Genomic DNA, 25,008 nt, shown 5'->3' with positions numbered 1-25,008 from the left:
GGGTGGCGGGACGCCTCGGCCGCCGTCGGTCCGGATGGTCCACCGGGAGTTCTCAGGCACGCCCCAGCAGGTGCGCCAGCCCGTCCGCCAGCCCGCCGCGCCAACAGGCGTAGTCGTGGCCGCCGTTGAACTCGCGGTACGCGAGGTCGTAGCCGCGGGCGGTGAGGACGTCGCGCAGGTGACGGTTCTGCGGGAGCAGCATCCACTCCTGGAGGCCGACCTCGACGTAGAACCGGGCCTCCCGCCTTTGCTCGCGGGCGAATTGGCGGGTCAGCCACTCACTGCCCTCGTCGAACTCGGTCTCGTCCGGCCACCAGAAGGAACCGGACTGACAGAGCGCGCCGCCGAAGCGGTCGGGGCGCCGGAACGCGGCGAAGGCGGCGGTGAGGCCGCCCGCGCTCTGGCCGGCGATCACGGTGGCGGCCGGGTCGGTGGTGGTGCCGAACTCCGCCGCCGCCCAGGGGAGGAGGCGGTCGGCGAGGAGGTCGACGAAGGCCGGGTTGCAGCTGAGGTCGTCGGGTCGGCAGGGGCCCATGGTGTGGACGAGCAGGGCGACGGTGGGCGGGATGGCGCCGTCCGCCGCCAGGTTGTCGAGGGTGTCGCCGACCGACAGCACCTCGCCCCACATCTCGCCGTCCAGCAGCACGGCCACCGCGAACGGCCCGCCACCGGCGGAAGGCCCGCCCCCGGCGGGGAGGTGGACGTCCACCCGCCGCCCGGCCACCTCGTGGGCCACCGTCCGCCCGCGCGGCACGCCGTCGCGCCGCCGGACGTACGGCTGGGCGGGGGCGTCGGGCAGGCTGAGCACGGACGACGGGTGGCGCCCGTCGCGGGCGGGCAGCCGGGGGGCGGCGTCGTGCGGGTCGGGGCGGGCGTGGTCGAGGACGCGCAGCCAGTCCGCCCGGGCGGTGCCGGGGGCGTCCCCCCGGAACGGGTACAGCTGGTAGGACGCCCGGTGGTCGGCGCGCAGCCGGTAGGTGATCGACCAGCGGCCGTCGTCGCGGCGGGTCATCAGGTGCGGGGCGAGGTCGCCGGCGTGCCGGTCCTTGTCGGTGACGGTGTGCAGGAGGGCGAGCACGCCGTCGCACGACGCGTCCTCGTGCACGAAGGTGACCAGGCGGTAGGCGGGGTCGGCCGGATCGGGCTCGACGAGGGGAAGGGTTTCCATCTGCGGTACTCCTCGGGAAGGTTAAGCGGGGGTGCCCTTGCGGCCGAGCAGCACCCAGAGCAGGAAGGGGCCACCGAGGACGGTGGTGACGATGCCGACCGGGATCTCCACCCCGTCGATCAGCACCCGCCCCACGGTGTCGGCGAGCACGACGAGGACGGCGCCGGTCAGTGCCGAGCCGAGGACCGGCACGCGCGCCGGCCCGGCCAGCCGCCCGGCGATCACGGGCGCGGCCAGCGCGACGAAGCCGACCGGCCCGCACACGCCGACGGCCAGCCCGGCCAGCGCGACGGCCAGCAGCAGGCAGCCGAGCCGGACCCGGCCCGGGTCGACGCCCAGCGAGGCGGCCACGCTGTCGTCGAAGCGCAGCACCGCAAGCCGCCGGGCCACCGCCAGCGCGAGCGGCACGAGTACGGCCAGCCCGATCAGGACCGGGGTGGCGACGGCGTAGTCCCGCCCGTTGAGACTGCCGGAGGTCCAGACGTACAGCGAGCCGGCCGAGTTGAGCGAGCGGCGGGCGAGCGCGACCTGGATGACGGCCGAGGCGAGCGCGGACATCGCGAGGCCGACGACCAGCACCCGGTAGCCCTGCGCGCCGAGCCCGCCGGAGACCAGGGTGACGACCAGGACGGCGGCCAGCGCGCCGAGCGGGCCGGCCCACCAGGCGCCGAAGGTGCCGGAGACGGTGGCGGAGATCAGGACGGCGGCGGTGGCACCGTCGTTGACGCCGAGCAGTTCGGGGGTGGCGAGGCGGTTGCGGGCGAGGGTCTGGGTGAGGCAGCCGGCCAGGCCGAGGGCGGCGCCGGCGGCGAGCCCGGCGACGATCCGGCCGAGCCGGAACTTCTGCACCAGCAGCACGTCCAGCCGGTCGCCGTAGCCGAACACGGCCTGGAGGGTGCGGCCGAGGCCGAGTTCGCTCTGCCCGGCGTGGGCGGACACGACGACGACGGCGAGCAGCGCCGCGGCCAGGGCGAGCGAGGCGAGCAGCGCCCGGCGGGGGAGCAGCAGCGACCAGGCGCCGCGCCGCAGCACCAGGTCGGGTTTCGGCGCGGGCGGCTCGGACCGCCGGACGGGGGCGGGCTCGGCCGGGTCGGCCATGCCGAGCGCGGCGGTCCGGCGGGAGCGGACGATCGCGATCAGCGCGGGGGCGCCGACCAGGGAGACGATCACCGACACCGGCGCCTCGAACGGGCGGGCCACCAGCCGGGCCAGCACATCGGCCCCGGTGAGCACGGCGGCACCGAACAGGCCGGCGAGCACGGTGAGTTGCCCGACCCTGGGGCCGGCGACGGCCCGCGCCAGGAACCCGGCGAGCAGACCGAGGAAGGAGATCGGGCCGGCCAGCGCGACGGCCGAGGCGGTCAGCAGGGTGACGGCGAAGGCGACCGCGGCCCGGGTGGCGCCGGGCCGGTGGCCGAGACCGCGGGCGAGGTCGTCGCCGAGCGCGAGCGCGGTGAGCGGCCGGGTGGCGAGCAGGGCGAGCAGGAAGCCCACGCCGAGCACCGGGGCGAGCTGGCGCAGCGTCGTCCAGCCCTCCACCCCGGCCAGCGAGCCCAGCACCCACACCCGGTACCGGTCGTACGCCTCGGGCGAGTTGACGATCAGCACGCCGGTGAGCCCGCCGAAGGTGGCGCCGACCGCCGAGCCGCCGAGCACCAGTCGCATCGGGGACCCGCCCCGGGCACCCGCGATGAGCAGCACCAGCGTGCTGGCGAGCACGGCGCCGCCGAAGGCGAAGGCCAGGTACCCGTACGAGGTCTGGATGCCGAGCACGGCGATGCCGAGCACGACCCCCAGCGAGGCGCCGGCGTTGACGCCGAGCAGTCCGGTCTCGGCGAGCGGGTTGCGGGTGACGGACTGCAACTGCGCCCCGGCGACCCCGAGCGCGGCGCCGACCAGCAGGGCGGTGGCCGTGCGGGGCAGGCGCAGGTCGCCGACGACGAGGGCGAGCCGGCCGTCCGCGCGGGCCCCGTGGCGGTCCAGCAGGTAGTCCAGCACCCGCCCGGGGCCGACCTCCCCGGCGCCGACGGACAGCGAGAGCGCGGCGAGGGCGAGCAGGACCGCGACCGCGCCGAGGGCGATCGGCCAGGCGGCGCGGCGGCCGTCCCCGCGCGGTGGCGTCGGCGGCGGCGGGGCGTCCGGCTCGGTGCGGGACTCCCCGGGGGCGCCCACTTGCGACAATGTCATAAGGTAAGGCTAACCTAATGAGCGCATCGTCCTGTGGGCACCGTCACCGTGCCGGGTCGCCCGGACGCCGCCCAACCCCCGTACCACCGCTGCCCGGAGGCACCCATGCCGTTCGCCCAGAGCCCGCTCCACCCCGTCCGCCGCCGCGCGGCCCGGGCGCTGGCCGTCACCGGGGCGGCCGCCCTCCTGCTCGCCGGGTGCGGCTCCTCCGGGTCCTCCTCCGGATCCTCGGGCTCCGCGGGCGGCTCCTCCGCCGCCGGCAGCCCGGCGGCGGACGCGGCCGGCGGCAAGCGCACCGTCAAGGACGCGACCGGCAAGGCCGTCGAGATCCCCGCCGCGCCCCAGCGGATCGTCACCCTCACCCAGGAGGACCTCGACGCGGTGCTCGCCCTCGGCGTCAAGCCCGTCGGCATCACCAACGGCCAGGGGCTCAACGAGCCGCCCGCCTACCTCAAGGACAAGGTCCAGGGCGTCCCGGTGGTCGGCAACCTGCTGCAGCCCGTGATGGACAAGGTCATCGCCGCCAAGCCCGACCTCATCCTGGCCGGCGACATGCAGGACGAGCAGATGCTCAAGCAGCTGCGCGAGATCACCCCCGCCACCCTCGTCACCATGGCGCCCACCGACGACTGGAAGCTCGCCTTCCGCGGCATCGGAAACGCCGTCAACAAGCTCGACCAGACCAACAAGGTGATCGCCGACTACGAGGCCAAGGCGGCCAAGGCCGGTGGCGACCTCGGCAAGAACAAGGGCGCGGCCGTCTCCATCGTCCGCTGGAACCCGACCGGGCCGAGCTGGATGGAGAAGAAGCAGTTCGCCAGCGGCGTCGCCCTCGACATGGGCCTCACCCGCCCGGCCGCGCAGGACAAGGACGGCAACGCGCACAGCCCGGCGCTCAGCCTGGAGAAGCTCGCCGAGATCGACGGCGACTGGCTGTTCCTGTCCACCCTCACCGACGACGGCAAGACCGCGCTCAAGGACGTCCAGTCCAAGCCCGCCTACCAGGAGCTGGGCGCGGTGAAGAACAAGCACGCCGTCACCGTGGACGGTTCGGTCTGGTCCACCCGCGGCGGGCCGCTCGCGGCCGACGTGGTCATCGGCGACATCGGCAAGGCGCTCGCCGCCTCCTGACCGGTCCGCGTTCGGGCCCGTGCCCGCGTTCGGGCCCTGTTCGGGCTCGTACCCGCGCTCGGGCCCTGTTCGGGCCCGTGCCCGCGTTCGGGCCCGTACCCGGTCGGCCGGCACCTTGCCCGGTCGGCCCGCAGCCCCCTCCAACCGAAGGAACCCTCGATGGAGTTGACGATCCAGGGCCTCACCGCCGGCTACGGCCCCGGCCGCCCGGTGCTCGCCGGCGTCGACCTCACCGTCCCGGCCGGCCGGGTGGTGGCCGTCGTCGGCCCGAACGGCTGCGGCAAGTCCACCCTGCTGCGGGCCGTCGCCCGGCTGCACCGGCCGGACGGCGGGCGGGTGCTGGTCGGCGGCGAGGACGTCTGGCGGCTGCGGCCGCGCCAGGCCGCGCACCGGGTCGCGCTGCTCCCGCAGAGCCCGCAGGCCCCCGAGGCGGTCACCGTCGCCGGACTCGTCCGCTATGGCCGCCACCCGCACCAGGGGCTCTTCCGCCAGTGGTCGGCCGACGACGAGCGGCTCACCGCCGGGGCGCTGCGCGCCACCGGCGTCGAGGAACTCGCCGACCGCCGGCTGGACCGCCTCTCCGGCGGCCAGCGGCAGCGCTGCTGGCTCGCCATGGTGCTCGCCCAGGACGCGCCCGTCGTGCTGCTCGACGAACCCACCAGCGCGCTCGACCTCGGGCACGCCGTCGAGGTGCTGGAACTGGTCCGCGAGGTCGCCGCCGGCGGGCGGACGGTCGTCATGGTGCTCCACGACCTCGCGGCGGCGGCCCGCTACGCCGACCTGGTCGTCGCCCTGCGCGACGGCTCGGTGGTGGCCTGCGGCCCGCCCCGCGAGGTGGTCGACGCACCGCTCGTGCGCGCGCTGTACGACATCGACAGCGACGTGCTCGCCGCCCCCGGGGACGGCGCGCCGGTGATCGTTCCCCGTGCGGCGCCGGTGCGTTGACGATGCGTCAGGCATGACCTGGCGCGCGACGGGAGGCGGGTGGCGGGGCAGGCGGCGTGCCGTCTGCCCCGTTCACTCGTTCGACGGGTTTGCGCCCAGGAAGCCGCGGAGCGGCCTCTCCGGCTGCCGCTTTGTCAGTGGGCCTCGCTACGTTCCTCGCATCGCTGACCGGCAGGTGGGAGGAGACGTCCGTGGCATGGGTGGAAACAGGCGCGGGAGGGTACCGCGTCGCGCTCGACGGGGAGGGCAAGGTGGTCTGCCGCAACGCGGCGGGCCGCGAGCTGAAGTCCCTGCCGTCGAAGCTCGGTGACGATCCGGTGGTCGTCCAGCTCAGGCAGCTCACCGAGTGGCTGGCCGCGCACGAGCGGCGCTGCCAGGAGGACGTCGAGCGGTGGATGGTGCGCTCGCTGCCGGTGCCCGCCGCCGTGCTGACCGCGGTCTGGGCGGACGAGGCCTGGCAGGCCGTCCTGCGCGACCTGGTGGTCACCGGCTCGGACGGCGCCGTCGCCGGCTTCCTGCGCGGTGCGGACGCCGAGCGCGGGATCGGCCTGGTGGACCTGGACGGCGACACCGTCCGGCTCACCGACGGAGAGATCCTGATACCCCACCCCGTGCTGCTCCCGGACCTCGACGACCTGCGCGAGTTCGCCGTCGAGCTCGGCGTCTCCCAGCGCGTGCCGCAGCTCTACCGGGAGGTCTGGCACCGGCCGGACGAACTGCCGGCCGGCACCGAGGTCACCACCTACGCCGGCGGCCGCTACCGGGAGCTGCGCGAGCTGCTCGGACGCTGCGCCCGGCTCGGCCACCGGGTGCGCGGCGGCTCCGCCGTCCAGCCCGTGGTGGAGGCGGGGCGCACCGTCGAGGCCCGCGTCTGGGTGGGCGACTACTACGAGTACGACGCCTGCGAGACGGGTGCGCTCAGCTGGGCGGGCCCGGACGGCCGGGTGCTGCCGCTCGCCGAGGTCGGCCCGATCGCCTGGTCCGAGGGCATGCGGATGGCCGCCGCACTGTACGCAGGCCGCACCATCGAAGGGGAGGACGCCGCATGACCGCCACCGGACTCGACCAGAGGGCCGTTCAGGACGCCGACCGGGCGGCTGCCCAGGACACCGGGCCGCACGAGCGGCTGCTCGACGCGGGGGCCGTGCTCCCGCCCGGCACCCTGCCCGGCGCCGGCCGCCCCGACAGCGCCGCCGACGTGCTCACCGCCCGCGCCTACACCCACCCCGCGCTCGACGGGCGCCGGATCGTCCGGCTGGTCCCCGGCGCGCTCGGACCGGCCGAGGACCTCGCCGTCGACTTCCTCGGGCTCGTCCCCGACGGCGCGCCCGCCGAGGTCGGCCAGGTCCGCCAGGAGGCGCTCGGCTTCCCCGCCTGGGCGCTGGTCCACGACCCGGCCAACGGGCACCACGCGCTCGCCCTGGTCAAGGAGATGGAACGGCTCTCCCGCCAGGCCCGGTCCAAGCCCGGCACCGCCAAGGACGGGTTCGAGGCGCTGGCCGCCCGTCTCGGCCGCGCCGTGCCGCACTTCCTGCCCACCTTCTGCGAGGAGGTCGGCCGGATCTTCCTCGCCCACGGCAACCAGACCTACGCCGCCAGCTACTTCGGCAAGGCCCGCGAGGCCGAGCGCACCTACCGCCTGACGGTCGACGAGGAGCGGCTGCGCGCCGTCTTCCTGGAGTTCGCCCTGGCCGGCGCGCTCACCGTCAAGTCCCTGCGCCAGTACGTCAAGGAGCTCACCGGGCGGCTCGACGCGCTGACCGCCTGGCAGCGCTTCCGCCAGCTGTGCACCGAGCGCTCCGCCGCCGGCATGGCCCCCTACGCCGGGGTCGCCGAGGACGCCCGCGCGCTGATCAAGGCCGCCGGGCTGGACCGCGCCGAGCACGAACAGGCGCTGCTCGCCGAACTGCTGGCCGCCCCGGGCGTCAACCGGGCGCCCGGCGCGTTCTGGAAGTCCTGGCACGGTTCCCTGACCGAACTCGGCCGGCGCGACCCGGCGGTCCGGGCCCGGCTGCTGGAGCTGATGCCCGACCCGGCCGGCACCGACGCCGCCCTGAACGACACCGCCTGGCTCGGCCTGCTCGCCGAGACCGGGGCCGAGCAGCTGCTCACCGGCCCGCGCCCCGAGGGCGCCGAGGACTCCGAGCCTGCCGCCGCGTGGCTCCGGCGCTGGTGCCACCACCTCGGGCGCGGCTGGCGCTCCCGGCCCAGTTGCGCCGCCACCGTCGCCCTGGCCGGCCGGATGGCCGAGCGGCTGCGGGCCGACGGAGTCCCGGTGGACCTGTACACCGACGTCCGCCGCAGTCAGACCCAACTCGACCTGCTGGACCAACTGCTCGCCGACGGCGTGCCCGTCGCCGACCCGTCGGCCACCCACCGGTTCGACCTCAAGGACTGGGTCGACCAGTGCGGCGCCGACAGCACCGGCCTCGCGGCCGTCGCCGCCGACCCGCGCTTCCGGCCCGCCCTGCGCGCCGCGACCGCGCCCGCCTGGGACACCGCCGTCAAGCGGCAGGTGCCCGCCCTGCCGCTGCTGCGCCGCCTGTTCGAGGAGTGGGCCGAACTCCGGGCCGACGAGCTGACCGCCGCCCGCGGCCTGGCCGGCGCCGCCGACCTGGTGCAGTCGCTGAGCCCGTACCGCACCGCCGTGCGGGCCGTCGCCCCGGACGCCGCCGAGCGGATCGCCGCCCTCGACGTCACCGCCCTGCTCGCCGGGGCGCTCGGCGCCGGCATCCTCGACGAACTCGGCTGGCCCGCCCTGGAAGAGGCCCTGGCCACGCTCGCCGACCCGGCCGACCCGACCGACCCGACCGACCCGACCGACCCGACCGACCCCGCCAAACCCGTGGACCCTGCGGACCCCGAATCCGCCGGGCCGGACTCGGAGTCGCCCGACACCCCCGGCCTCAACGGCGGGCGCCTCACCGGCCTGATCGTCGAGGACGCCTGGCCGCACCTGATCCTCGCCCGCCACGACCAGGCCGTCGTGGTCGGCCCGCAGGGCGTCCTGCTGGAGCACACCCTGCGCCTGCCCCCGGCGAAGGAACGCTGGAACCAGCCCCGGTTGCGCTTCGTCGACGGCGAACTCCTCGTCGCCTGGTACCAGGACGGAAAGCAGCACGCCTACTGGTCCAGCCGGCCCGGGGAGGTCACCGAACTCACCGGCGAGACCATCGCCGGCTACTACTACGGCGACCGGGATCCCGAGCCCCCCTCCCTCCCGCTGCCCGGCGGCGGCCGCACCACCGGCGAACGCCCGCTGCACCCCGGCGACACCCGGATGCCCGGCGAACACCGGGTCCTCGGAGACGGCACCGGCCACTGGACGCTGCGCTACGGCCAGGACGGCGCCGTCCTGCGCGAACTCGACCCGCACACCGGCGCCCTCGGCCGCGCCGCCGAACCACCGGTGATCGCCGCCACCGCGGCCGCAGGCTGGCTGCCCGCTGCTCGCGCCCGACTGCTGCCGCTCCAGCCCGGCCTGGAGCAGACGCCGCTCGGCACCGACGGCACCGTGCTCGGCAGCTGGGTCCGGATCGACCCCGGCCGCGCCGTCACCACCACGACCGCCGACGGACAGGCCATCGTCCTGCCGATCACCGACGGCCACCCGGACCACGTCCCGGTCGGCCGCCTCACCCTCCCCGGCCAGGCCCGACCGGTCGTCACCGAGGCGCAGCGCGGCGGCCTCGCCCTCACCCTGCCCGACCTGGCCACGGACACCGACCGCACCGCCGACCTGCGCCCCTGCCGCCCGGGGGACTTCGCCGCCGCCGGCACCGGGCTCGTCCCCCCGCTCGACCACTGGCACGCCCTGCGGCCCCGCGACGAGGCAGGCTCCCGCGTCCTGCGTGGCGTCGACACCGAGCAGGCCGCCCGCCTGATCGACGCCGCCTGGCCGACCGACAGCCGGCCCGCGCCCGAGGAGGAGCAGCGCTGGATCACCGTCCAGGGCGTCCGGCGCCCGCTCGCCCGCTCCGGTGGCGCCCGCCGCGCCCTGCCCGTTCAGGCGGTCGGCACCGTCCTGCCCGGCATCAGCCACCCGCTGCTGCTCGCCGGGGTCGCCGGGCTCGCCCGCACCGCCGCCGACCTGCTCGACCGGACCGCACGGTTCGTCCCGCAGCCGGAGGCCGAGAAGCCGTCCAAGGCCGAGGCCGCCGAGTACCGGCCCGAGCACGGCCGTGACCACGAACTGCGCGAGGCCGTCACCACCCTCCTGCCCGACGTCGCCTGCTTCGGCCCCAACTGGGGCGACGGAGACCGGTGGCGGGTGCTCACCAACCTGCGCGCCGTCACCGCCGTCCTGGCCGACCCGCCGACCGCCACCGGCGAGGGCTGGAGCACCCCGGCCACCGTCACCCTGCAACACGGCGACACCCACCACGGCTGGCTCCACCTGCTCGGCCGTCTCGACACCCTCGCCTACGCGGTGGCCGCCCCGCTCACCGAACCGGCCCACCGCGCCAGCCTCGTGCTGCTCCTCGGCGAACTGACCGAGGGAGTGCTCGCCGACCGCGGCGCCACCCTGCGCGAGATCGTCCTCGGCGAACCCGCCGACCGCGCCGACCGCCGCCGGCCCGCCGTCCCCCGCGAGGGGCAGGTGCTGCGCCACGGCGACCGCACCGTCGTCATCCTCGGCCACCGCCGGCACCACGAGGGCACGGAGCAGTGGTACGCCGTCGACCACGACCCGAGCGGCGCGTTCGGCCCCGTCGCCCACTTCACCACCGTCAAGGAACGCGGCACCGAGGAGCGGGTCGACGCCGCCTGGATCGCCGCGCTCCGGCAGGCGGCCGTGCTGCACGGCGGCGCCCCCTGGCAGCCCGCCCGTGCCATCGCCTTCGGCGGGCTCACCGGGATCGGTGCCGCCCGCGCCGCCCTGCTGCTCAGCCCGCCGCCCGGGCTCTTCCAGTGGCACAGCGCCGTCCTGTCCGCCGACCGCCTCGCCGAGTACGGCCTCAAGTCCACCGAGGCCAAGGCCGCCCGGGACTGGCTGCGCGGTCGCGACCGGACCGCCCTCACCGACGTCTGGGGCGCCCTGCTGCCCGCCGACCCGAAGACCCTCTGGACGGAGGGCCCCGACGTCGACGCCGGCGCCGCCGCCTGGATCCGGCACTTCGGCCGGCTGGTCACCCTCCCCGAGGCCGCCCAGGCCACCGTCACGGGCGCGCGGATCGAACACATCGAGGCGGTGCTCAACCTCGCACAGACCCCCTGGCTGACCGGCACCACGGCCTTCCGGCTCAGCGACGACGGCGGGTCCACCCCCCAGCTGCTCGCCGAGGACCAGAGCGCCGCACCGGCCTCCGGCGACCTCGGGCACGCCGTCGACGCCCTGCGCTGGCTCGCCTACCACCTGCCCGCCGACAGCCCGCTGCGCCCGCTGCTGCCCGCGGCCGCCGCCGCGCTGCGAAGCCGCCTCGCCGACCCCGACCTGCTGCTCGACCTCCACCTCGTCCACACCACCAAGGGCGCCTCGATGTCGGCCGTCCTGCGCACCCACTTCGGCCTGCCGGCCGCGGGCGGAGTCGACCCGAACGGACTGGTCGACTGCGGCCCGGCCCTCGTCCTGACGCCCTACCACGGCGAGTACGAGCGGGTCTGGCTGCGCCCGGCCGGGCTCACCGGCCCCGACGACCCGGTGCTCGAACTGCTCGGCGGGCTGGGCGCCAGCTACTGGCTGGAAACCGAGCGGGGCGCCATCGAGGCCGTCCTGCGCGGCGAAGTGGAGCGTCTGGCGGCCTCCGCCGCCGGCCCCGCCGCCGCGGCCGGTGACGCCGCGGCCTGGCTACAGCACCCGCAGCTCACCGTCCCCGACCTGGTCGCCGAGGCGGCCCGGGCCCACGGCCTCGGCGAGGACGCCGCGGTGCTCTACCTCCAACTGCTGGCCCTGCCCGACCCCACCGACCGCAACATCGCCCGCTGGACGGGCTGGAAGCCGGCCAGGCTCAAGCGCGCCCGCGCCGAACTCGCCGCCACCGACCTGGTGCTGGAGGCCAAGCGGGCCCGGGCCGGCCGCACCCTCTTCCTGCCCGGCGGCTGGCAGGAGGCCAAGGCCCCCGCCCTGCCCGCCGAGACCTGGAAGGCCGCGCTCTACGAACTGCCCACCCACCGCGTCTCGCTGCCCTACCTGCCCGTCCCGGAGCTGTTCGCCCGGGCCTGGCAGCGGACCCTCGACGGCGACGCCCCCGGCTACGAAGAGCTCCAGACCAGCAAGCGCAGGAAGGCCCGCCGATGAGCGCCACGCCGACGAACAGCATGCCGACCAACAGCACACCGACGGGCAGCACACCGGGGAGTGCCGACGCCGCCCCCGCGAGCCGGCAAATCATCCCGCCCGAGGAGAAGCACGCCGCCGAACTGGAGTTCCTGGCCGCGTACGACACCGGCCCGCGCCCGCCCGGCTGGCGGCTCACCCCGCGCGCCGTCGTCACCTTCGTCATGGGCAGCGACGGCGAGAAGCTCAAGGCCGGCCGCCGCGGCCTCGCCATCGAGCAGAAGTTCGTCGGCGAGCGCGCCCTCGTCGAACGCTGCGTCGTCACCCTCGCCGGGGAGCGCGGCCTGCTGCTCGTCGGCGAGCCCGGCACCGCCAAGTCCATGCTCTCCGAACTGCTCGCCGCCGCCGTCTGCGGCACCAGCGCGCTCACCGTCCAGGGCACCGCCGGCACCACCGAGGACCAGCTCAAGTACGGCTGGAACTATGCCCTCCTGCTCGCCAAGGGGCCCAGCCGGGACGCCCTGGTGCCCTCCCCGGTGCTCACCGCGATGACCGGCGGGGCGGTGGCCCGCGTCGAGGAGGTGACCCGCTGCCTGCCCGAGGTGCAGGACGCGCTGGTCTCCCTGCTCTCCGAACGGCGGGTCGCCGTTCCAGAGTTGGCCGGCACCCCGGACGGACAACTGCACGCCGCCGCCGGTTTCACCCTGATCGCCACCGCCAACCTGAGGGACAAGGGCGTCAGCGAGATGTCCGCGGCGCTCAAGCGGCGGTTCAACTTCGAGACGGTCGGCCCGATCGCCAGCCTCGCCGCCGAGGTCGAACTCGTCCGCCGGCAGTCGACCGTCGCCGTCGCCCGCGCCGGAGCCACCTACGCGGTGGACGACGCCGTCCTGGAGGCCCTCGTCACCGCCTTCCGCGACCTGCGCACCGGCCGCTCCACCGAAGGCTGGGACGTCGAGCGCCCGTCCACCGTGATGAGCACCGCGGAAGCCGTCTCGGTCGCCACCGCGCTCGGTGTCACCGCCGCCTACCTGCCCGACGGCGGCGACCTGCTCGGCCGCCTCCCCGGCCAGCTCATCGGCGTCGTGCGCAAGGACGACCCGGCCGACGCCGCCCGGCTGCTCGGCTACTGGGACGGACCGGTCCGCCGGCGCGCCGAACAGGGCGCCGGCACCTGGCGCACCCTGTGGGACCTCCGCTCGGCCCTGGAGGCATGAGGCCATGACCAGCACGGTGACGCCCGCCCCGGCCGGCCCTGATCGCCAGGCCGGCCGCGACCGCCAGGACGGCCCCGCCCGTCCGCTCGGTCCTGACCACCTGGACGGCCTGGACGGCTTGGACGACCCGCGCCAGGCCGTCCGGGCCGCGGCCGACCAACTGGCGGCCTCCGGCACCGGCCGGCCCGGGCCCTACCTGATCGGCGTGCGGCACCACGCGCCGTCGCTCAGCGCGGTCCTCCCCGCGCTGCTCGACGCCGCCAAGCCCGAGGTGGTGCTGGTCGAACTCCCCGCCGAGTTCCAGCCCTGGCTCGGCTGGCTGGCGGACGAGGCCACCCAGGCCCCCGTCGCCCTCGCGGCCGCCCCGGCCGGCCGCGAGGGCGGTCGGGGCACCGCGGCCGATTCCGGCCCCGGCCGGCTCGCCTTCTACCCGTTCGCCGACTTCTCCCCGGAGCTGGTCGCCCTGCGCTGGGCCCGGCGCAACGGCGTCGAGACACTCGCCTGCGACCTCCCGCTCGCCCACCGCACCACACTCCACGGGGAACAACAGCCCGTCGCCGACGCCCCGGGCACCCCCGGCGTCGCCGACGCGCTGCGCCACCGCCTCACCGGGCGCGCCTTTGACGACGACCTGTGGGACCGCCTCGTCGAGACCGCAGCCCCCGGTTCCACCCCCGACGCCGTCCGGCGCGCCGCCCTGCTGGTCGGCTGGGCGCTGCGCCGCGACGCCGAGACCGGCTCCGGCGTCGACCCGTACGACCTGCGGCGCGAAGCCTGGATGCGGGCCCGGATCCGGGCCGCGGCGGCCGACGGGCGCCGGGTCGCCGTCGTCGTCGGTGCCTTCCACGCGCCCGCCCTGCTCGACGGGCCCGCCGCCACCGAGGAACCGCCGCACCCGGACGACCTCGGGCACGCCCTCTCCCTGATCCCCTACACGTACCCGCTGCTCGACGCCCGCTCCGGCTATCCGGCGGGCATCCGCGATCCCGAGTGGCAGCACACCGTCCTCGACGCCGGCGGCGACCCCGACCGCCTCACCCTGGCCCTCACCACCACCGCCGTCCGGATCTGCGAGGCACTGCGCAGCCAGGACCACCCCTCCGGCCCGGCCGACGCCCGCGAGATCGTCCGCCTCGCCGGAGACCTCGCCCGCCTGCGCGGCCACGCGGCCCCCGGCCGCGGCGAACTCGTCGAAGCCGTCCAGACCGTCCTCGCCCAAGGCGAACCCCTCGGCCGCGGCCGGGCCGTCGCCCGGGCGCTCGAACGCGTCCTGGTCGGCACCCGAACCGGCCGCGCCACCCCCGCGGCCCCGCGCAGCGGGCTCGCCCCCGCCGTCGAAACCCTCCTCGCCGACCTCGGCCTCCCCGGCCCCGCCGACCCCGAGCCCCGCGAACTCCGCCTCGACCCGCTGCGCACCCCCCTCGACCGCCGCCGCGAGATCCTCCTCCACCGCCTCACCACCTGCGGGGTCCCCTACGCCGACCCCGTCACCACCACCGGCGCGGGCGGCACCGAAACCATCGGCACGCGCTGGAGCCTCCACTGGACCCCGGCCACTGCCGCGATGCTCACCGTCGCGGGCACCCGGGGCGTCACTCTCGCGCAGGCCGCCGAAGGCACCCTGCGCGAACGCCTCCGCCGAGAACAGCAGGCCGACGGTCCCACCGCCCGCGAGGTCCTCCAAGGCCTCACCGACGCGGCCGCCTGCGGCCTCCCGGCCCTCGCCGACACCCGCCTCACCCAACTCGCCGCCGTCCTCCCGTCCTCCGGCACCCTCCCCGAACTCCTCGACGCCCTGGCCCTCCTCGACCGCCTCGCCGCCGGCCACCTCCCGGGATACCCCTCACCCGACACCCCCGACGGCTCCGCACCGTTGCCCGATGCACCCGATGCACCCGATGCACCCGATGCACCCGATGCACCCGATGCGGGCGGGTCGTCGGCCGTGCGGGCGGGGCGGTTGGGGGCGGTGGGCGAGGTGTTGACCGTGGCGGCCGTACGGCAGCTGGAGGGGCTGGGCGGGTCGGACGATCCGGCGGATGCGCGGGCACTGGTGGAGCTGGCGCGGCGGGCGGACCTGGACGGCGGGTTGCGGCTGGGGCACGTGCTGGCCGAACTCGCGGACCGGGGGAGTCCGTTGGTGCGAGGTGCGGTCGGAGCGGTGCGGGTGCTGCTGGGCCGGGAGCGGGCGGAGGTGCTGGGCGGGCGGGCGGCTTCGTGGGTGGACGGGGCGACCGGTCCGGAGGCCCGGCACGCGCTCGGTCGGGGGCTGGTCGGCCTGCTGACGGCGGCGGAGGGGCTGTTCGCCGCCGCACCGGAGGCGCTGGAGCCCGTGCTGGAGCGGATCACCTCGCTGCCCGACGCCGCCTTCCTGGACCGGCTGCCGGCGCTGCGCGGCGGCTTCGACACGCTCAGTCCGGCCGCCCGGGACCGGTTGCTGGTCCTGGTCGAGGAACGTCTGGGCACCCGGCTCGCGAGCCTGCCCGAGGACGTCCCACCGGCGGTGGTGGCCGGCTGGGTCCGCGCGGATCTGGCCGCCCGCGCGGCGCTGGCCCGGCGCGGCCTGCTGCCGGCGCCCGGGGACGACCCGGTGCCCGAGCCTCCGCACCACGTCGGCCCTCTCCCTTCCGCACCTGTCGCCACGCGGCACGCCCTCGCCCCGGCCGAGCGCTGGCGGCTGCTCCTCGGTCGCCCCGGCAGCGGCCTGAACGGGCGTTGCGCCCGACTCGCCACCGCCCTGGACGAGTTGTACGGCAGCGGGCGAGGCGAGGGCTCCGGCCCGGGCCTGGACGGGCGGTCCGGGCGAGGAGGCCGCGAGGCGCCCTTTCCGGGGGTGCGGGAGTGGGCCGAGGAACTGTCGGCGCTGTTCGGGCCGGGCGTTCGGGAGGAGGTGCTGGCGGCCGCCGTGGCGCAGGGCCGGACGGACGTCCTGGAGGCGATCGAGCCGGGCGCCGTCCGCCCGTCGGTCGACTTGCTGCGCACGGTGTTGGAGCATGCGGGCGGCCTGCCGGAGGCGAGGGTGGCGCGGCTGCGTCCGCTGGTGCGGCGTCTGGTGGACGAGCTGACGCGCGCGTTGGCGACCAGGCTGCGTCCGGCGCTGACCGGGATCAGCGTGCCGCGTCCGACGCGTCGGCCGGGTGGCGGATTGGACCTGGACCGGACCATTCGCGCCAATCTCGCCACGGCCCGCCCGTCGGGGGACGGCGGCACGCTCATCGTGCCCGAGCGCCCGGTGTTCCGGACCAGGGCCCGGCAGTCGGCCGACTGGCGGCTGATCCTGGTCGTGGACGTCTCCGGGTCGATGGAGGCGTCGACGGTCTGGGCGGCGCTGACGGCGTCGATCCTGGCCGGAGTGCCTTCGCTGAGCACCCACTTCGTGGCGTTCTCCACCGAGATCGTCGACCTGACCGAGCGGGTGGAGGATCCGCTGAGTGTGCTGCTGGAGGTGCGGATCGGTGGTGGCACCAGCATCGCGGGCGGCCTGCGGTACGCGCGGAAGCTGGTGACGGTGCCGTCCCGGACGCTGGTCGTGGTGGTCAGCGACTTCGAGGAGGGCGGTCCGGTGGGCGGGCTGCTGGGCCAGACCCGGGCACTGGTGGATTCCGGTGTGCACCTGCTCGGTTGCGCGGCGCTGGACGACACGGGGACGGCCCGCTATTCGAAGGCGGTCGCGGGCCAGCTGGTCGCGGCCGGCATGCCCGTGGCGGCGTTGAGTCCGCTGGAACTGGCCCGCTGGGTGGGGGAGAAGGTGCGATGAGTGTGACGGAGCGGACGAGCGGCTGGCCGGTGGTCCGGCCGGAGGTGGTCGCGGAGGTGGTGGCCGGGTTGAGCGCCCGGCTGCAGAAGCGGCTGGACGGTGCGGCGGCGAAGCTGGCGGAGCGGCCGGTGATCCGTTGCGGCGACGAGTGGCGGGTGGAGGTGGACGAGGAGACGGCGCTCGTGCTGCACGCCCCGGGCGCGGTGGTCGCGGATGCGGCCGACGTGCGCTGCGGCTGCCTGCTGGCCCCGGCCTGCGTGCACCGGGCCGCTGCGGTCACGCTCTGCCCGTTGGCCGAACTGGCCGAACTGGCCGAGGAGACCGAGGAGACCGAGGAGACCGAGGAGGTCACGCCGACCGAGGCCGCCCCAGCGTCCTCGGAGGAGGCGCAGCCCGAGGCCGGGCCCACCCCGGTGGAGGTGGCGGCGGCCCATCATCTCCACCGAGCCGGGTGTGCCGTGCTGGCCGCCGGGGTGAGCGGCGCGGGGGCGGTCGCGCAGGCCGAGCTGCTGCGGGCGGCCCACCGGGCGCGGCTGGCGGGGTTGTACCGCCCGGCCGTGGCGGCGGTCGCGGTGGTGACGAGGGTGCGCGCGGCCCGGTCCGGGGCGCCGGACCACCGGCTGGCGGACCTGGTGGCCGGTCTGCGTGAGCTGCTGGACCTGACCACCGCTCTGAGCACCGGCTGCGGCCCGGTCTCCGAGCTGCGCGGCACCGCCCGCCAGGCGTACGGCGAGGAGGGCGGGTTGCGGCTGTACGGGCTCTTCGCCGAGCCGGTGCTGACGGCCACGCATGCGGGAGTGGTGAGTTGGGCGGTGGACGCCGGGGGGCGGCTCAGCACGGTGGCCGAGGTGATGCCGCACGGTGATGCGGCGGACGCGGCCCCGCAGGCGGTCGGTGCGGGCAACCGGACGGTCCGGCTGGGGGAGGCCCCGCTGAGCCACCGGGAGTTCAGCCGCGCCGGGCTGGCCGTCCAGGGCGCCACCCGGTCCGCCGCCGGGCGGCTGGGCGCGGGTGCTTCCGTCCGGGCGGTTCGGGCGGCGGGCGCGGCGTGGACGGCGGAGCCGGTGGCCGCGCTCTGGGCCGAACCGGCGGCCGCCCAGGTGGCGCGGGTGCTCGCGGCGGAGCCGCTGCCGTACGAGGGCCGTCCGGCCGGGAGCGACCTGCTGTTCCTGGACGTGACTCTGCTGGGCCCGGCTCCGGCCGGCCCGGGCGGGGCGCCGAGGCTGCTGGCGCGCTGCGAGGGCGGTGCCGACGGCGCCGACGGCGGCGACGGCGGCTTGGTGGTCGGTCTGTGCACGGGGCACGAGCACCCGGGGCTGGCCTTCCGGGCGAACCTCGCACTGCTCGCCACCGCGCCCGGCCTGCGGCTGCGGGTGATCGGCCGTCTGGAGCGATCGGACCGGCCGGAGCTTCGCCTGCTCGCGATCGGTACACCCCCGGAGCCCTCGATGGCCCCCGAGATCCCCGGCCTTCCCTCGCTCGCCGTCCCCGCGGACCGGGCCGACCGGGTCAATCTCGGCCTCGAACGCCTCCAGACCGCCGACCTCCGGACCGCCGACCAGCGGACCGCCGCACCCGCCGATGCCGGGCCCGGCTTCCCGGCCGGTCTCCCGAACGAGGCCCCTTACGGTCCACCCGTCCACGTGCTCGGCCGCCGGGTCGAGCAGGCGGTCACCACGGGGCGCCACGCCCTGGCCCCGAGCGCGGCCACGGCGGCCGCCGACGGGAGCCTGCTGCGCGCCGCCGGGCTGGTGACGGCCGCCGAGCTCCTGGACGCCCTGCGGGCCGCCGCGGCCGACCGGCGCCGCGACGTGTTCGGCCGGGTGGTCCCGGACGACCACGACGCCTTCGCTGGGTCCTGGCTGGCGGCCGCCTGCTACACGGAGGAGCTGGCCGCCGCGCTCTGCGCCGCCGCCTGGGCCGGGGAGCCCGCTCTGGACCGGCATCGGGGGGAGGTATAAGGAAAAGTATTTGCATAGACAGCTAATCCGCGTCAGCTGGCATACTTGTCGCAGGGAAGACGTCGCGAGACGTGCAGGGACGTGGAAGGGAAGGCGAGCTATGGGTATCCGCGACGACGCGGCCGAGGTCCGGGCCCGTGGCTGGCGAACTCTCGCCGCGCTGCACGGGCTGATCGACGCGGCGCTGGAGAAGGCGCTGCAGGCGGAGCACCGGCTCTCGGTGGTCGAGTACACGGTGCTGGACGCCCTGTCGCGGCAGGACGGGTGGCACATGCGGATGCAGCAGCTGGCCCGCGCCGCGGCGCTGAGCAGCAGCGCGACGACCCGCCTGGTGACCAGGCTGGAGGACCGTGGGCTGCTCAGCCGCTACCTCTGCGCCGACGACCGGCGCGGGATCTACACCGAGCTGACGCCGGAGGGCCGCACCCTGCTGACGTCCGCCCGCCCGGTGCACGACGCCACCCTGGAGGCGACGCTGGCGCAGGCCGCCGAGGTGCCGGAGCTGGCACCGCTGGTCCACGCGCTCTCCGGACTCGACGACCCGGCCGGGCTCACCGGCCGCACTCCGGCCAACGCCTGAACCCTGGCCAACGCCTGAACCCCGGCCCTGACCTGACCCCCGACCCCGACCTGGCCCCCGACCCCGACCCCGACCCCGACATCAAGGTCGGCGCCGGCCCCGGCAAGCCGACAAGCCCGTACGGACCGGACGCTCAACGCCGCCCGGCGGACAGGGCGTTGCGGTGCACCTGGTCGAGCAAGGCGAGCAGCAGCTCCTTGCTGGACGCCCGTTCCCGCACGTCGCAGAGCACGATCGGGACCTCGGGGTCGAGGTCGAGGGCGCGCCGGACGTCCTCGGGGCTGGCGTCGCGGCGGCCGTGGAAGCAGTTGACGCCGATCGCGAACGGGATGCCGCGCTGCTCGAAGAAGTCCACGGCGGCGAAGCTGGATTCGAGCCGCCGGGTGTCGGCGAGGACGATCGCCCCGAGGGCGCCGAGCGCGAGGTCGTCCCACATGAACCAGAACCGGAACTGGCCGGGTGTGCCGAACAGGTAGAGCACCAGGTCCTCGCGGACGGTGATCCGGCCGAAGTCCATCGCCACGGTGGTGGTGGACTTGCCCTGGACGCCGTCGAGGCTGTCGACCCCGATGCTGGCGCGGGTCATCCGCTCCTCGGTCTGCAGCGGTTCGATCTCGCTGACCGAGCCGACCATGGTGGTCTTGCCGACGCCGAAGCCGCCGGCGACGAGGATCTTGACCGCGCCCGGCACCAGGCTCTGGGTCGTCAATTCGGTTCTCCTGGAGTGGGACTGAGAGGTGCGGGGCGGTCGGGTCCGCAGGGTCAGAGCCGGCGGACGCCCTCGATCACGGCCTGGATCAGCGAGATGTCCGGCGCCTCGGCGAGCTGGACCGGGGCGCGGGTGAGGATCAGCCGGGCCTCGGCGAGGTCGTCGAGCAGCACCTTGACGACGCTGACCGGCAGGTCGAGGGTGGCCGCGATCTCGGCCACGGCCAGCGGGCGTTCGCGGCACAGGTCGAGGATCGCGGCCGGTTCGGGCGTGAGCCGGCTGGTGTCGGTGCGCGGGTCGGAGGTGACCACCAGGGTGATCAGCGCGAATCCGTCACGGACCGGGCCGGTGCGCCCGTTGGTGATCGCGTAGGGGCGGACCAGATGGCCTGCGTCCTTGTCGTAGAACCAGGCCTCGTCGGCGTCGGCGGTCACGCACCGCCGCCCGCGCCGGCCTGGCCTGCGTCGCTGCGCGGCGCCGCGGTGAGGTACTGGCCGACCTGCTTGACCAGCATGTTGATCTCGTAGGCCATCAGCCCGGCGTCCACCTGCTCGCTGGTGAGGACGGCGAGCCGGGCGCCCTGCCCGGCGGTGGTGACGAACAGGAACAGCTGGTCCATCTCGACCACGGTCTGCCGGACCCGGCCGCCGTTGAAGCGGTGGCCGGCGCCGCGGGCGAGGCTCTGCAGGCCGGAGGCGACGGCGGAGAGGTGTTCGGCGTCGGCCCGGTCGAGACCCTGGGACATGCCGACCAGCAGGCCGTCCTCGGAGAGGACGATGGCGTGCCGGGTCTCGGGTACCCGCGCCACCAGCTGGTCCAGCAGCCAGTTGAGGTCGCGCTGGGTGTCGGTGTGCTGCGTCATCACTGCTGTTCCTTGGCTTCCTGAACGGCGGAGGCTTCCCGGGCGGCGGAAGGTGCGGCCGGGAAGTGGGGCGCGGCGGGCGCCTGGGGGGCGGTGGGGCTGGTCGGCGCGTCGGGGTCGGCCGCGCGGGCGGTCCGGGTGCCGCGCTGGATGGCGGCCATGGTGGTGCGGGATCGCTGTGGCGACGGGTCGTCGGCCCTGGCGGCCCCGGTTTCTCCGGTGGCCCCGGCGGCTCCGTGCCAGGGCCCGGCCTGGGTCGGCGGGCCGACCACGGGGGGCGGCATGGCGCCGGGAGCGTGGGCCTCGCGGAGCTGTTCGGCGAGGCTGGCGTTGCGGACCCGCTGCGGCAGGACCCGCGGGGTGCGCAGTTCGCCGTCCGGTCCGTGGTTCAACTGCTCCTCCTGGGCGCGTTCGTGCGCGGGCGCAGGGGGCTCGGCGGTGGCACCGTAGAAGGGCCCGGCCGTGGTCCCGGCCGTGGTTCCGGCCGGCACGTCCGCAGCACGGCCGTCGGCCGACGGCTCACCGGGCGAACTGTCGGACGGGGCCTCGTACGGGCGCGGGAGAACGGGCCGGGGGACGACCACGGCCCCGGGCAGTCCGGGTATCTCGGCACCGACCGGCAGACCGCCGTTGGCCGGGCCGGGGGCGGCTCCCCCGGCCGGGCCGCCCTCCAGGGGGTACTGGGCGAGCAGTTCGCCGATGATCACACCGCTGCCACCCGCACCGGGCACGCCGGGAACGCCGGGAGCTCCGGGAACGCCAGGCGCCACCAGGCCGCCGGCGACACCACCAGTCCCGGGCTCGCCGGGCCCGCCGGGCGCACCCGGCTCGGCCCCGGGCGCCGGAGCGCCCGGTCCGGTGCCGATCAGCCCGCCGAGCACTCCGGCGAGCGCGCCGGTCAGCCCCCCGTCCGGACCGCCGGGGTCGTTGCCGCCCGCCGCCCGCAGGGGCTCGGGGACGGGGGTCCGGGTGACCCGCGCGCCGGACGGCAGCCCGGCCATGGCGGCCGGCTGTTCGGCCTGCTCCAGCAGCACCGACGGCACCAGCACCACGGCCCGGGTGCCGCCGTAGGGCGAGGGCCGCAGGGTGACCTGGATGTCGTGCCGGGCGGCCAGCCGTGCGACGACGAACAGGCCGAGGCGCAGGTCGTCGCCGAGGGCGGAGACGTCCAGCTCGGGCGGGTTGGCCAGGTAGTCGTTGAGCCGCTCGTACTCGTCCTCGCCCATGCCGAGGCCGCGGTCCTCGACCTCGACCGCCAGGCCCTTGGGGACTTCCTGCGCGGAGACCTGCACCTGGGTGTACGGCGGGGAGAAGGTGGTGCCGTTCTCGATGAGTTCGGCGATCAGGTGGATGACGTCTGCGACGGCCTGTCCGCTGAGTGAGGCGCGCGGCACGCCCTGGACGACGACGCGGGCGTAGTTCTCGGTCTCGGAGACGGCACTGCGCAGCACGTTGACCATGGGCACGGCGTTGCGCCAGCGCCGGGCGGGCAGGGCGCCGCCGAGGATGACGAGGTTCTCGGCGTTGCGCCGCATCCGGGTGGCGAGGTGGTCGACCGCGAACAGTTCGCGCAGCAGCTCGGGTTCCTCGTGCTCGCGCTCCAGGGCGTCGAGCATGCTGATCTGCCGGTGGATCAGGATCTGGGTGCGGCGGGCGATGTTGAGGAAGACCTTCTTCGTCCCCTCGCGGCCCTGGGCCTGGTGGATGATGGCGGCGACGGCTGCCTGGCGGACGGCGGCGAGGCCGTCGGAGGTCTGCTGGACCTCGTCGCCGGTCCGGCGGGACGGCGACCAGGCGGGCGGTGTGGGCACGGGCTCCCCGGCGCGCAGCCGTCCGACGACCTCGGGGATCTCGTCCTGGGCGAGCGCGAGGGTGTCGGCGCGCAGTGCGCCGAGGCGGGCGGACAGGGTTCGCGCGGTCCGGATGCCGTGGACCAGGCTGATCAGCAGGACCAGGGCGACGACGGCGCTTCCGGCGATCACGGTGGTGCGGTGTTCGGCGCCGCGCAGCAGGTAGGCGGCGTAGCCCCAGGCGGCGGCGAGGCCCAGGCTGGGGACCAGGACGAGGGCGAGGAGCGAGCTGCGGAGCGAGCCGGACCGGCCGGCGCGGTGGGCCGTGCGGGGGGCCGATATGCCTGGCATCTGATTCCTTGGTGCAGGGCCGAGTCGCTGGGCCGAACGGCGGGTCGGCCTGAACGAGGTCCGGCCGGGGCTTCAGGGCGCCACGGCCGGGGTGGCCGGACGGGGTGACGCGGTGTCATCGCCCGGGCGGGGGTGCAGCACGGCCGCCGACGGCAGGAACGGTATCAGTCCCAAGTGCCCTCATCGCAACATCAACTGACGATATGTGGGCGGGTGATGGCGATGGCGGAGGTGCCCGGAAGGAGTGTCCGCCGGCGGAACGTCGCAGCTCACGTCGGCCGCGGGCGGCGCGTGGGCGGTGCGCGGACGGCTCTCCGGGAGCCGGGAGAACCTCCCGGAGAGTCGTCAGGAACAGGTCAATTCACCGCCGCGCCGAACGTTCGCCCTCGTCCGACAGCCCGGCCCGCCGGTCCGCCGGTGCGCAGGTCGGTCGGTGTACAGGTCCGTCGGTGCGCAGGTCGGTCGGTGTACAGGTCCGTCGGTGCGCAGCGCCGGTTCAGCCCGCCAGCGGTATCGGTACCACCTGCCCGCCGCCGATGGCCTGAAGCTCCACTGCGGCCTCCCGCTGGGACAGTTCGGTCCACGCCCAGCTCGCCAGGTCGGACAGCTCCGCCGACCACTGCTTGCCGTAGGTGCCGCAGGCGACCTGGCCGAGCCGCAGCCGCTGGACGTCCGAGGTCCCGGCCGGCGGGTAGACGTGGGTGGCGTCGCGCAGGTAGCGCTCGATGCTGAACTCGGTTTGCAGGCCCCGGGCGGCGTGGATCTCCATGGCGTTGCGCGCGGAGTCCAGCGCGTACTCGGTGTTGATGAGTTTGGCGTTCATCAGCTCGGCATCGCAGGCCTTGCCGTGGTCGAGCAGGTGCGAGGCGTGGTAGGCGGCCAGCTTGGCGGTCATCAGCCTGGACTGCATCTCGCCGAGCTTCAGCGCGATGTTGGGCAGGCGGTTGATCGGCTTGCCGTAGAGCACCCGCTCCTCGGCGAAGCGCGCGGTGTCCTCGACGATCGCGGTGTGGATCCCGAGCGCGACGGCGGCGAGGTTGAGCCGGCCGTAGAGGGTGGAGGAGGAGTAGGCGACGTCCAGGCCCTGGCCCTCCAGGCCCAGCCGGTTGCCGACGGGGATGCGGCAGTCCTCGAAGACGATCTCGCCGAAGCTGAAGCCGTGCAGGCCGCTCTGCGAGCCGAGTTCGCCGACGCGGAAGCCGGGGCGCTCGCTCTCGACCAGGAACGCGGACAGGCCCCTGCTGCCCTCGCCGGTGCGGAGGACCACGCCGTGCACGTCGCCGATGTGGGAGTTGCCGACGAACCACTTGCGGCCGTTGAGCACGTACTGGTCGCCCTCGCGGCGGGCGGTGCCGGACATGCCGAGCACGTGGCCGCCGCACTCCGGCTCCGTGACGGCGATGGTCGGCAGCGACTCGCCGGAGGCGAACCTCGGCAGCCACTTGCGCCGCTGGACGTCCGAGCCGAAGTGGATGACCTTGGCGACACCGAGCTGTGAGGCCTGCGCCACCGCGCCCATGGCGCCGCTGACCCGGGCGAGTTCCTCCACGATGACGGTCTTGGCGAGGTGCCCCAGCCCCAGTCCGCCGAATTCGCGCGGAATGGTCACCCCGATCCAGCCCCGCCGGGCGATCTCCCGCGACAGTTCGAACTCGACGGTCCGTTCGGCCTCCATTCGGGCCACGTGCGGGCGTACCTCCTTCTCCGCGAACTCCCGGACCTCCGCTCGGAGACTCTCGTGGCGCTCGTCGGTGAAGTAGTCCATCGCCATGCTGGGGTCCTCTCGTGTCAGTGGATGTGCCGTGCCTCCGTCCGTGCTGTCGAAGTCGCTCCAGCCGCTCCCCGGGGATGAGTGGGGGTTCGAGGTGGTGGCGGCCGACTGCCCCGTCGCAATCGGTGCATGCGGAACTCGGGGCGGCTTCCCGGGGATTGGGAATGCCGCCCGTGTCTTCGGCAGGGCTCATTGTCGTATGGGCCTCCTGTGCTGACCCAGAGTCGATCTTGAATTGGCGGAAATCGGCCCGTCCTTACGCTGAGGAGTTTTGCCATGGCTCTGAGTGGGAAGTGATCTTGACCCGCCGCGGCAACCTGCTGAGCGGCCGCTCACATGCGGCTTTGACTGTCCATCAGCAA

15 protein-coding genes are annotated in these 25,008 nt (G+C 75.6%); 8 read left to right on the top strand and 7 right to left on the bottom strand.

All coding sequences use genetic code 11. The features are described from left to right. Positions 1 to 52: 52 nt before the first annotated feature. Positions 53 to 1,168 carry an enterochelin esterase gene (fes, locus tag AB0O82_RS01440; RefSeq protein ID WP_363579574.1) on the bottom strand — a complete coding sequence of 372 codons (1,116 nt, stop codon included), beginning with the start codon at positions 1,166 to 1,168 and terminating at the stop codon, positions 53 to 55. A 21-nt stretch (positions 1,169 to 1,189) separates the two neighbouring features. Beyond that, the gene (gene fhuB / locus AB0O82_RS01435; RefSeq protein ID WP_363579572.1) at positions 1,190 to 3,355 is read right to left on the bottom strand and encodes a Fe(3+)-hydroxamate ABC transporter permease FhuB; all 2,166 of its coding nucleotides are present in this window, start codon (positions 3,353 to 3,355) and stop codon (positions 1,190 to 1,192) included. A gap of 105 nt (positions 3,356 to 3,460) precedes the next feature. Between fhuB and AB0O82_RS01430 the strand changes: the two genes are divergently transcribed. The 8 genes from AB0O82_RS01430 to AB0O82_RS01395 all read left to right on the top strand — a co-directional run bounded on the left by AB0O82_RS01430 (position 3,461) and on the right by AB0O82_RS01395 (position 19,163). Continuing rightward, positions 3,461 to 4,486: an iron-siderophore ABC transporter substrate-binding protein gene (locus AB0O82_RS01430; protein WP_363579571.1), complete on the top strand. Its 1,026-nt coding sequence runs from the start codon at positions 3,461 to 3,463 to the stop codon at positions 4,484 to 4,486. A 159-nt stretch (positions 4,487 to 4,645) separates the two neighbouring features. Beyond that, complete coding sequence (locus tag AB0O82_RS01425; RefSeq protein ID WP_363579569.1) at positions 4,646 to 5,431, top strand: ABC transporter ATP-binding protein; 786 nt, start codon at positions 4,646 to 4,648, stop codon at positions 5,429 to 5,431. A gap of 200 nt (positions 5,432 to 5,631) precedes the next feature. Further along, positions 5,632 to 6,480 carry a DUF4132 domain-containing protein gene (locus tag AB0O82_RS01420; protein ID WP_363579669.1) on the top strand — a complete coding sequence of 283 codons (849 nt, stop codon included), beginning with the start codon at positions 5,632 to 5,634 and terminating at the stop codon, positions 6,478 to 6,480. After that, complete coding sequence (locus tag AB0O82_RS01415; RefSeq protein ID WP_363579568.1) at positions 6,477 to 11,669, top strand: hypothetical protein; 5,193 nt, start codon at positions 6,477 to 6,479, stop codon at positions 11,667 to 11,669. The genes AB0O82_RS01420 and AB0O82_RS01415 overlap by 4 nt, the downstream gene beginning before the upstream one ends. After that, positions 11,666 to 12,865: an AAA family ATPase gene (locus tag AB0O82_RS01410; RefSeq protein WP_363579566.1), complete on the top strand. Its 1,200-nt coding sequence runs from the start codon at positions 11,666 to 11,668 to the stop codon at positions 12,863 to 12,865. Before AB0O82_RS01415 ends, AB0O82_RS01410 begins: the two co-directional genes overlap by 4 nt. Positions 12,866 to 12,869: 4 nt before the next feature. Further along, positions 12,870 to 16,622, top strand: coding sequence for a DUF5682 family protein (locus AB0O82_RS01405; protein ID WP_363579564.1), 3,753 nt, complete (start codon positions 12,870 to 12,872; stop codon positions 16,620 to 16,622). Next, positions 16,619 to 18,583 carry a hypothetical protein gene (locus AB0O82_RS01400; protein WP_363579562.1) on the top strand — a complete coding sequence of 655 codons (1,965 nt, stop codon included), beginning with the start codon at positions 16,619 to 16,621 and terminating at the stop codon, positions 18,581 to 18,583. The genes AB0O82_RS01405 and AB0O82_RS01400 overlap by 4 nt, the downstream gene beginning before the upstream one ends. Positions 18,584 to 18,683: 100 nt before the next feature. Continuing rightward, positions 18,684 to 19,163 carry a MarR family transcriptional regulator gene (locus AB0O82_RS01395; RefSeq protein ID WP_363579560.1) on the top strand — a complete coding sequence of 160 codons (480 nt, stop codon included), beginning with the start codon at positions 18,684 to 18,686 and terminating at the stop codon, positions 19,161 to 19,163. Between the two features lie 133 nt (positions 19,164 to 19,296). On the opposite strand, the gene AB0O82_RS01390 is transcribed toward AB0O82_RS01395, so the two are convergent. The 5 genes from AB0O82_RS01390 to AB0O82_RS01370 form a co-directional block, all read right to left on the bottom strand. Then, a complete protein-coding gene (locus AB0O82_RS01390) occupies positions 19,297 to 19,872 on the bottom strand; it encodes an ATP/GTP-binding protein (RefSeq protein ID WP_363579559.1) in 576 nt (191 codons plus the stop codon). A gap of 53 nt (positions 19,873 to 19,925) precedes the next feature. After that, positions 19,926 to 20,306, bottom strand: a complete 381-nt coding sequence (locus tag AB0O82_RS01385; protein ID WP_363579557.1) for a DUF742 domain-containing protein — start codon at positions 20,304 to 20,306, stop codon at positions 19,926 to 19,928. After that, the gene (locus AB0O82_RS01380; protein ID WP_360205186.1) at positions 20,303 to 20,734 is read right to left on the bottom strand and encodes a roadblock/LC7 domain-containing protein; all 432 of its coding nucleotides are present in this window, start codon (positions 20,732 to 20,734) and stop codon (positions 20,303 to 20,305) included. Before AB0O82_RS01380 ends, AB0O82_RS01385 begins: the two co-directional genes overlap by 4 nt. Next, the gene (locus AB0O82_RS01375) at positions 20,734 to 22,875 is read right to left on the bottom strand and encodes an ATP-binding protein (RefSeq protein ID WP_363579555.1); all 2,142 of its coding nucleotides are present in this window, start codon (positions 22,873 to 22,875) and stop codon (positions 20,734 to 20,736) included. Before AB0O82_RS01375 ends, AB0O82_RS01380 begins: the two co-directional genes overlap by 1 nt. Before the next feature lie 496 nt (positions 22,876 to 23,371). Further along, entirely contained in the window at positions 23,372 to 24,640 is a 1,269-nt protein-coding gene (locus AB0O82_RS01370) for an acyl-CoA dehydrogenase family protein (protein ID WP_363579668.1), read from the bottom strand. Positions 24,641 to 25,008 lie beyond the last annotated feature (368 nt).

It is taken from the genome of Kitasatospora sp. NPDC088264 (assembly GCF_040685715.1).
Lineage (GTDB): Bacteria > Actinomycetota > Actinomycetes > Streptomycetales > Streptomycetaceae > Kitasatospora.
The sequence above is the reverse complement of the archived record's forward strand: the minus strand, read 5'-3'. Positions and strand labels throughout refer to the sequence as shown.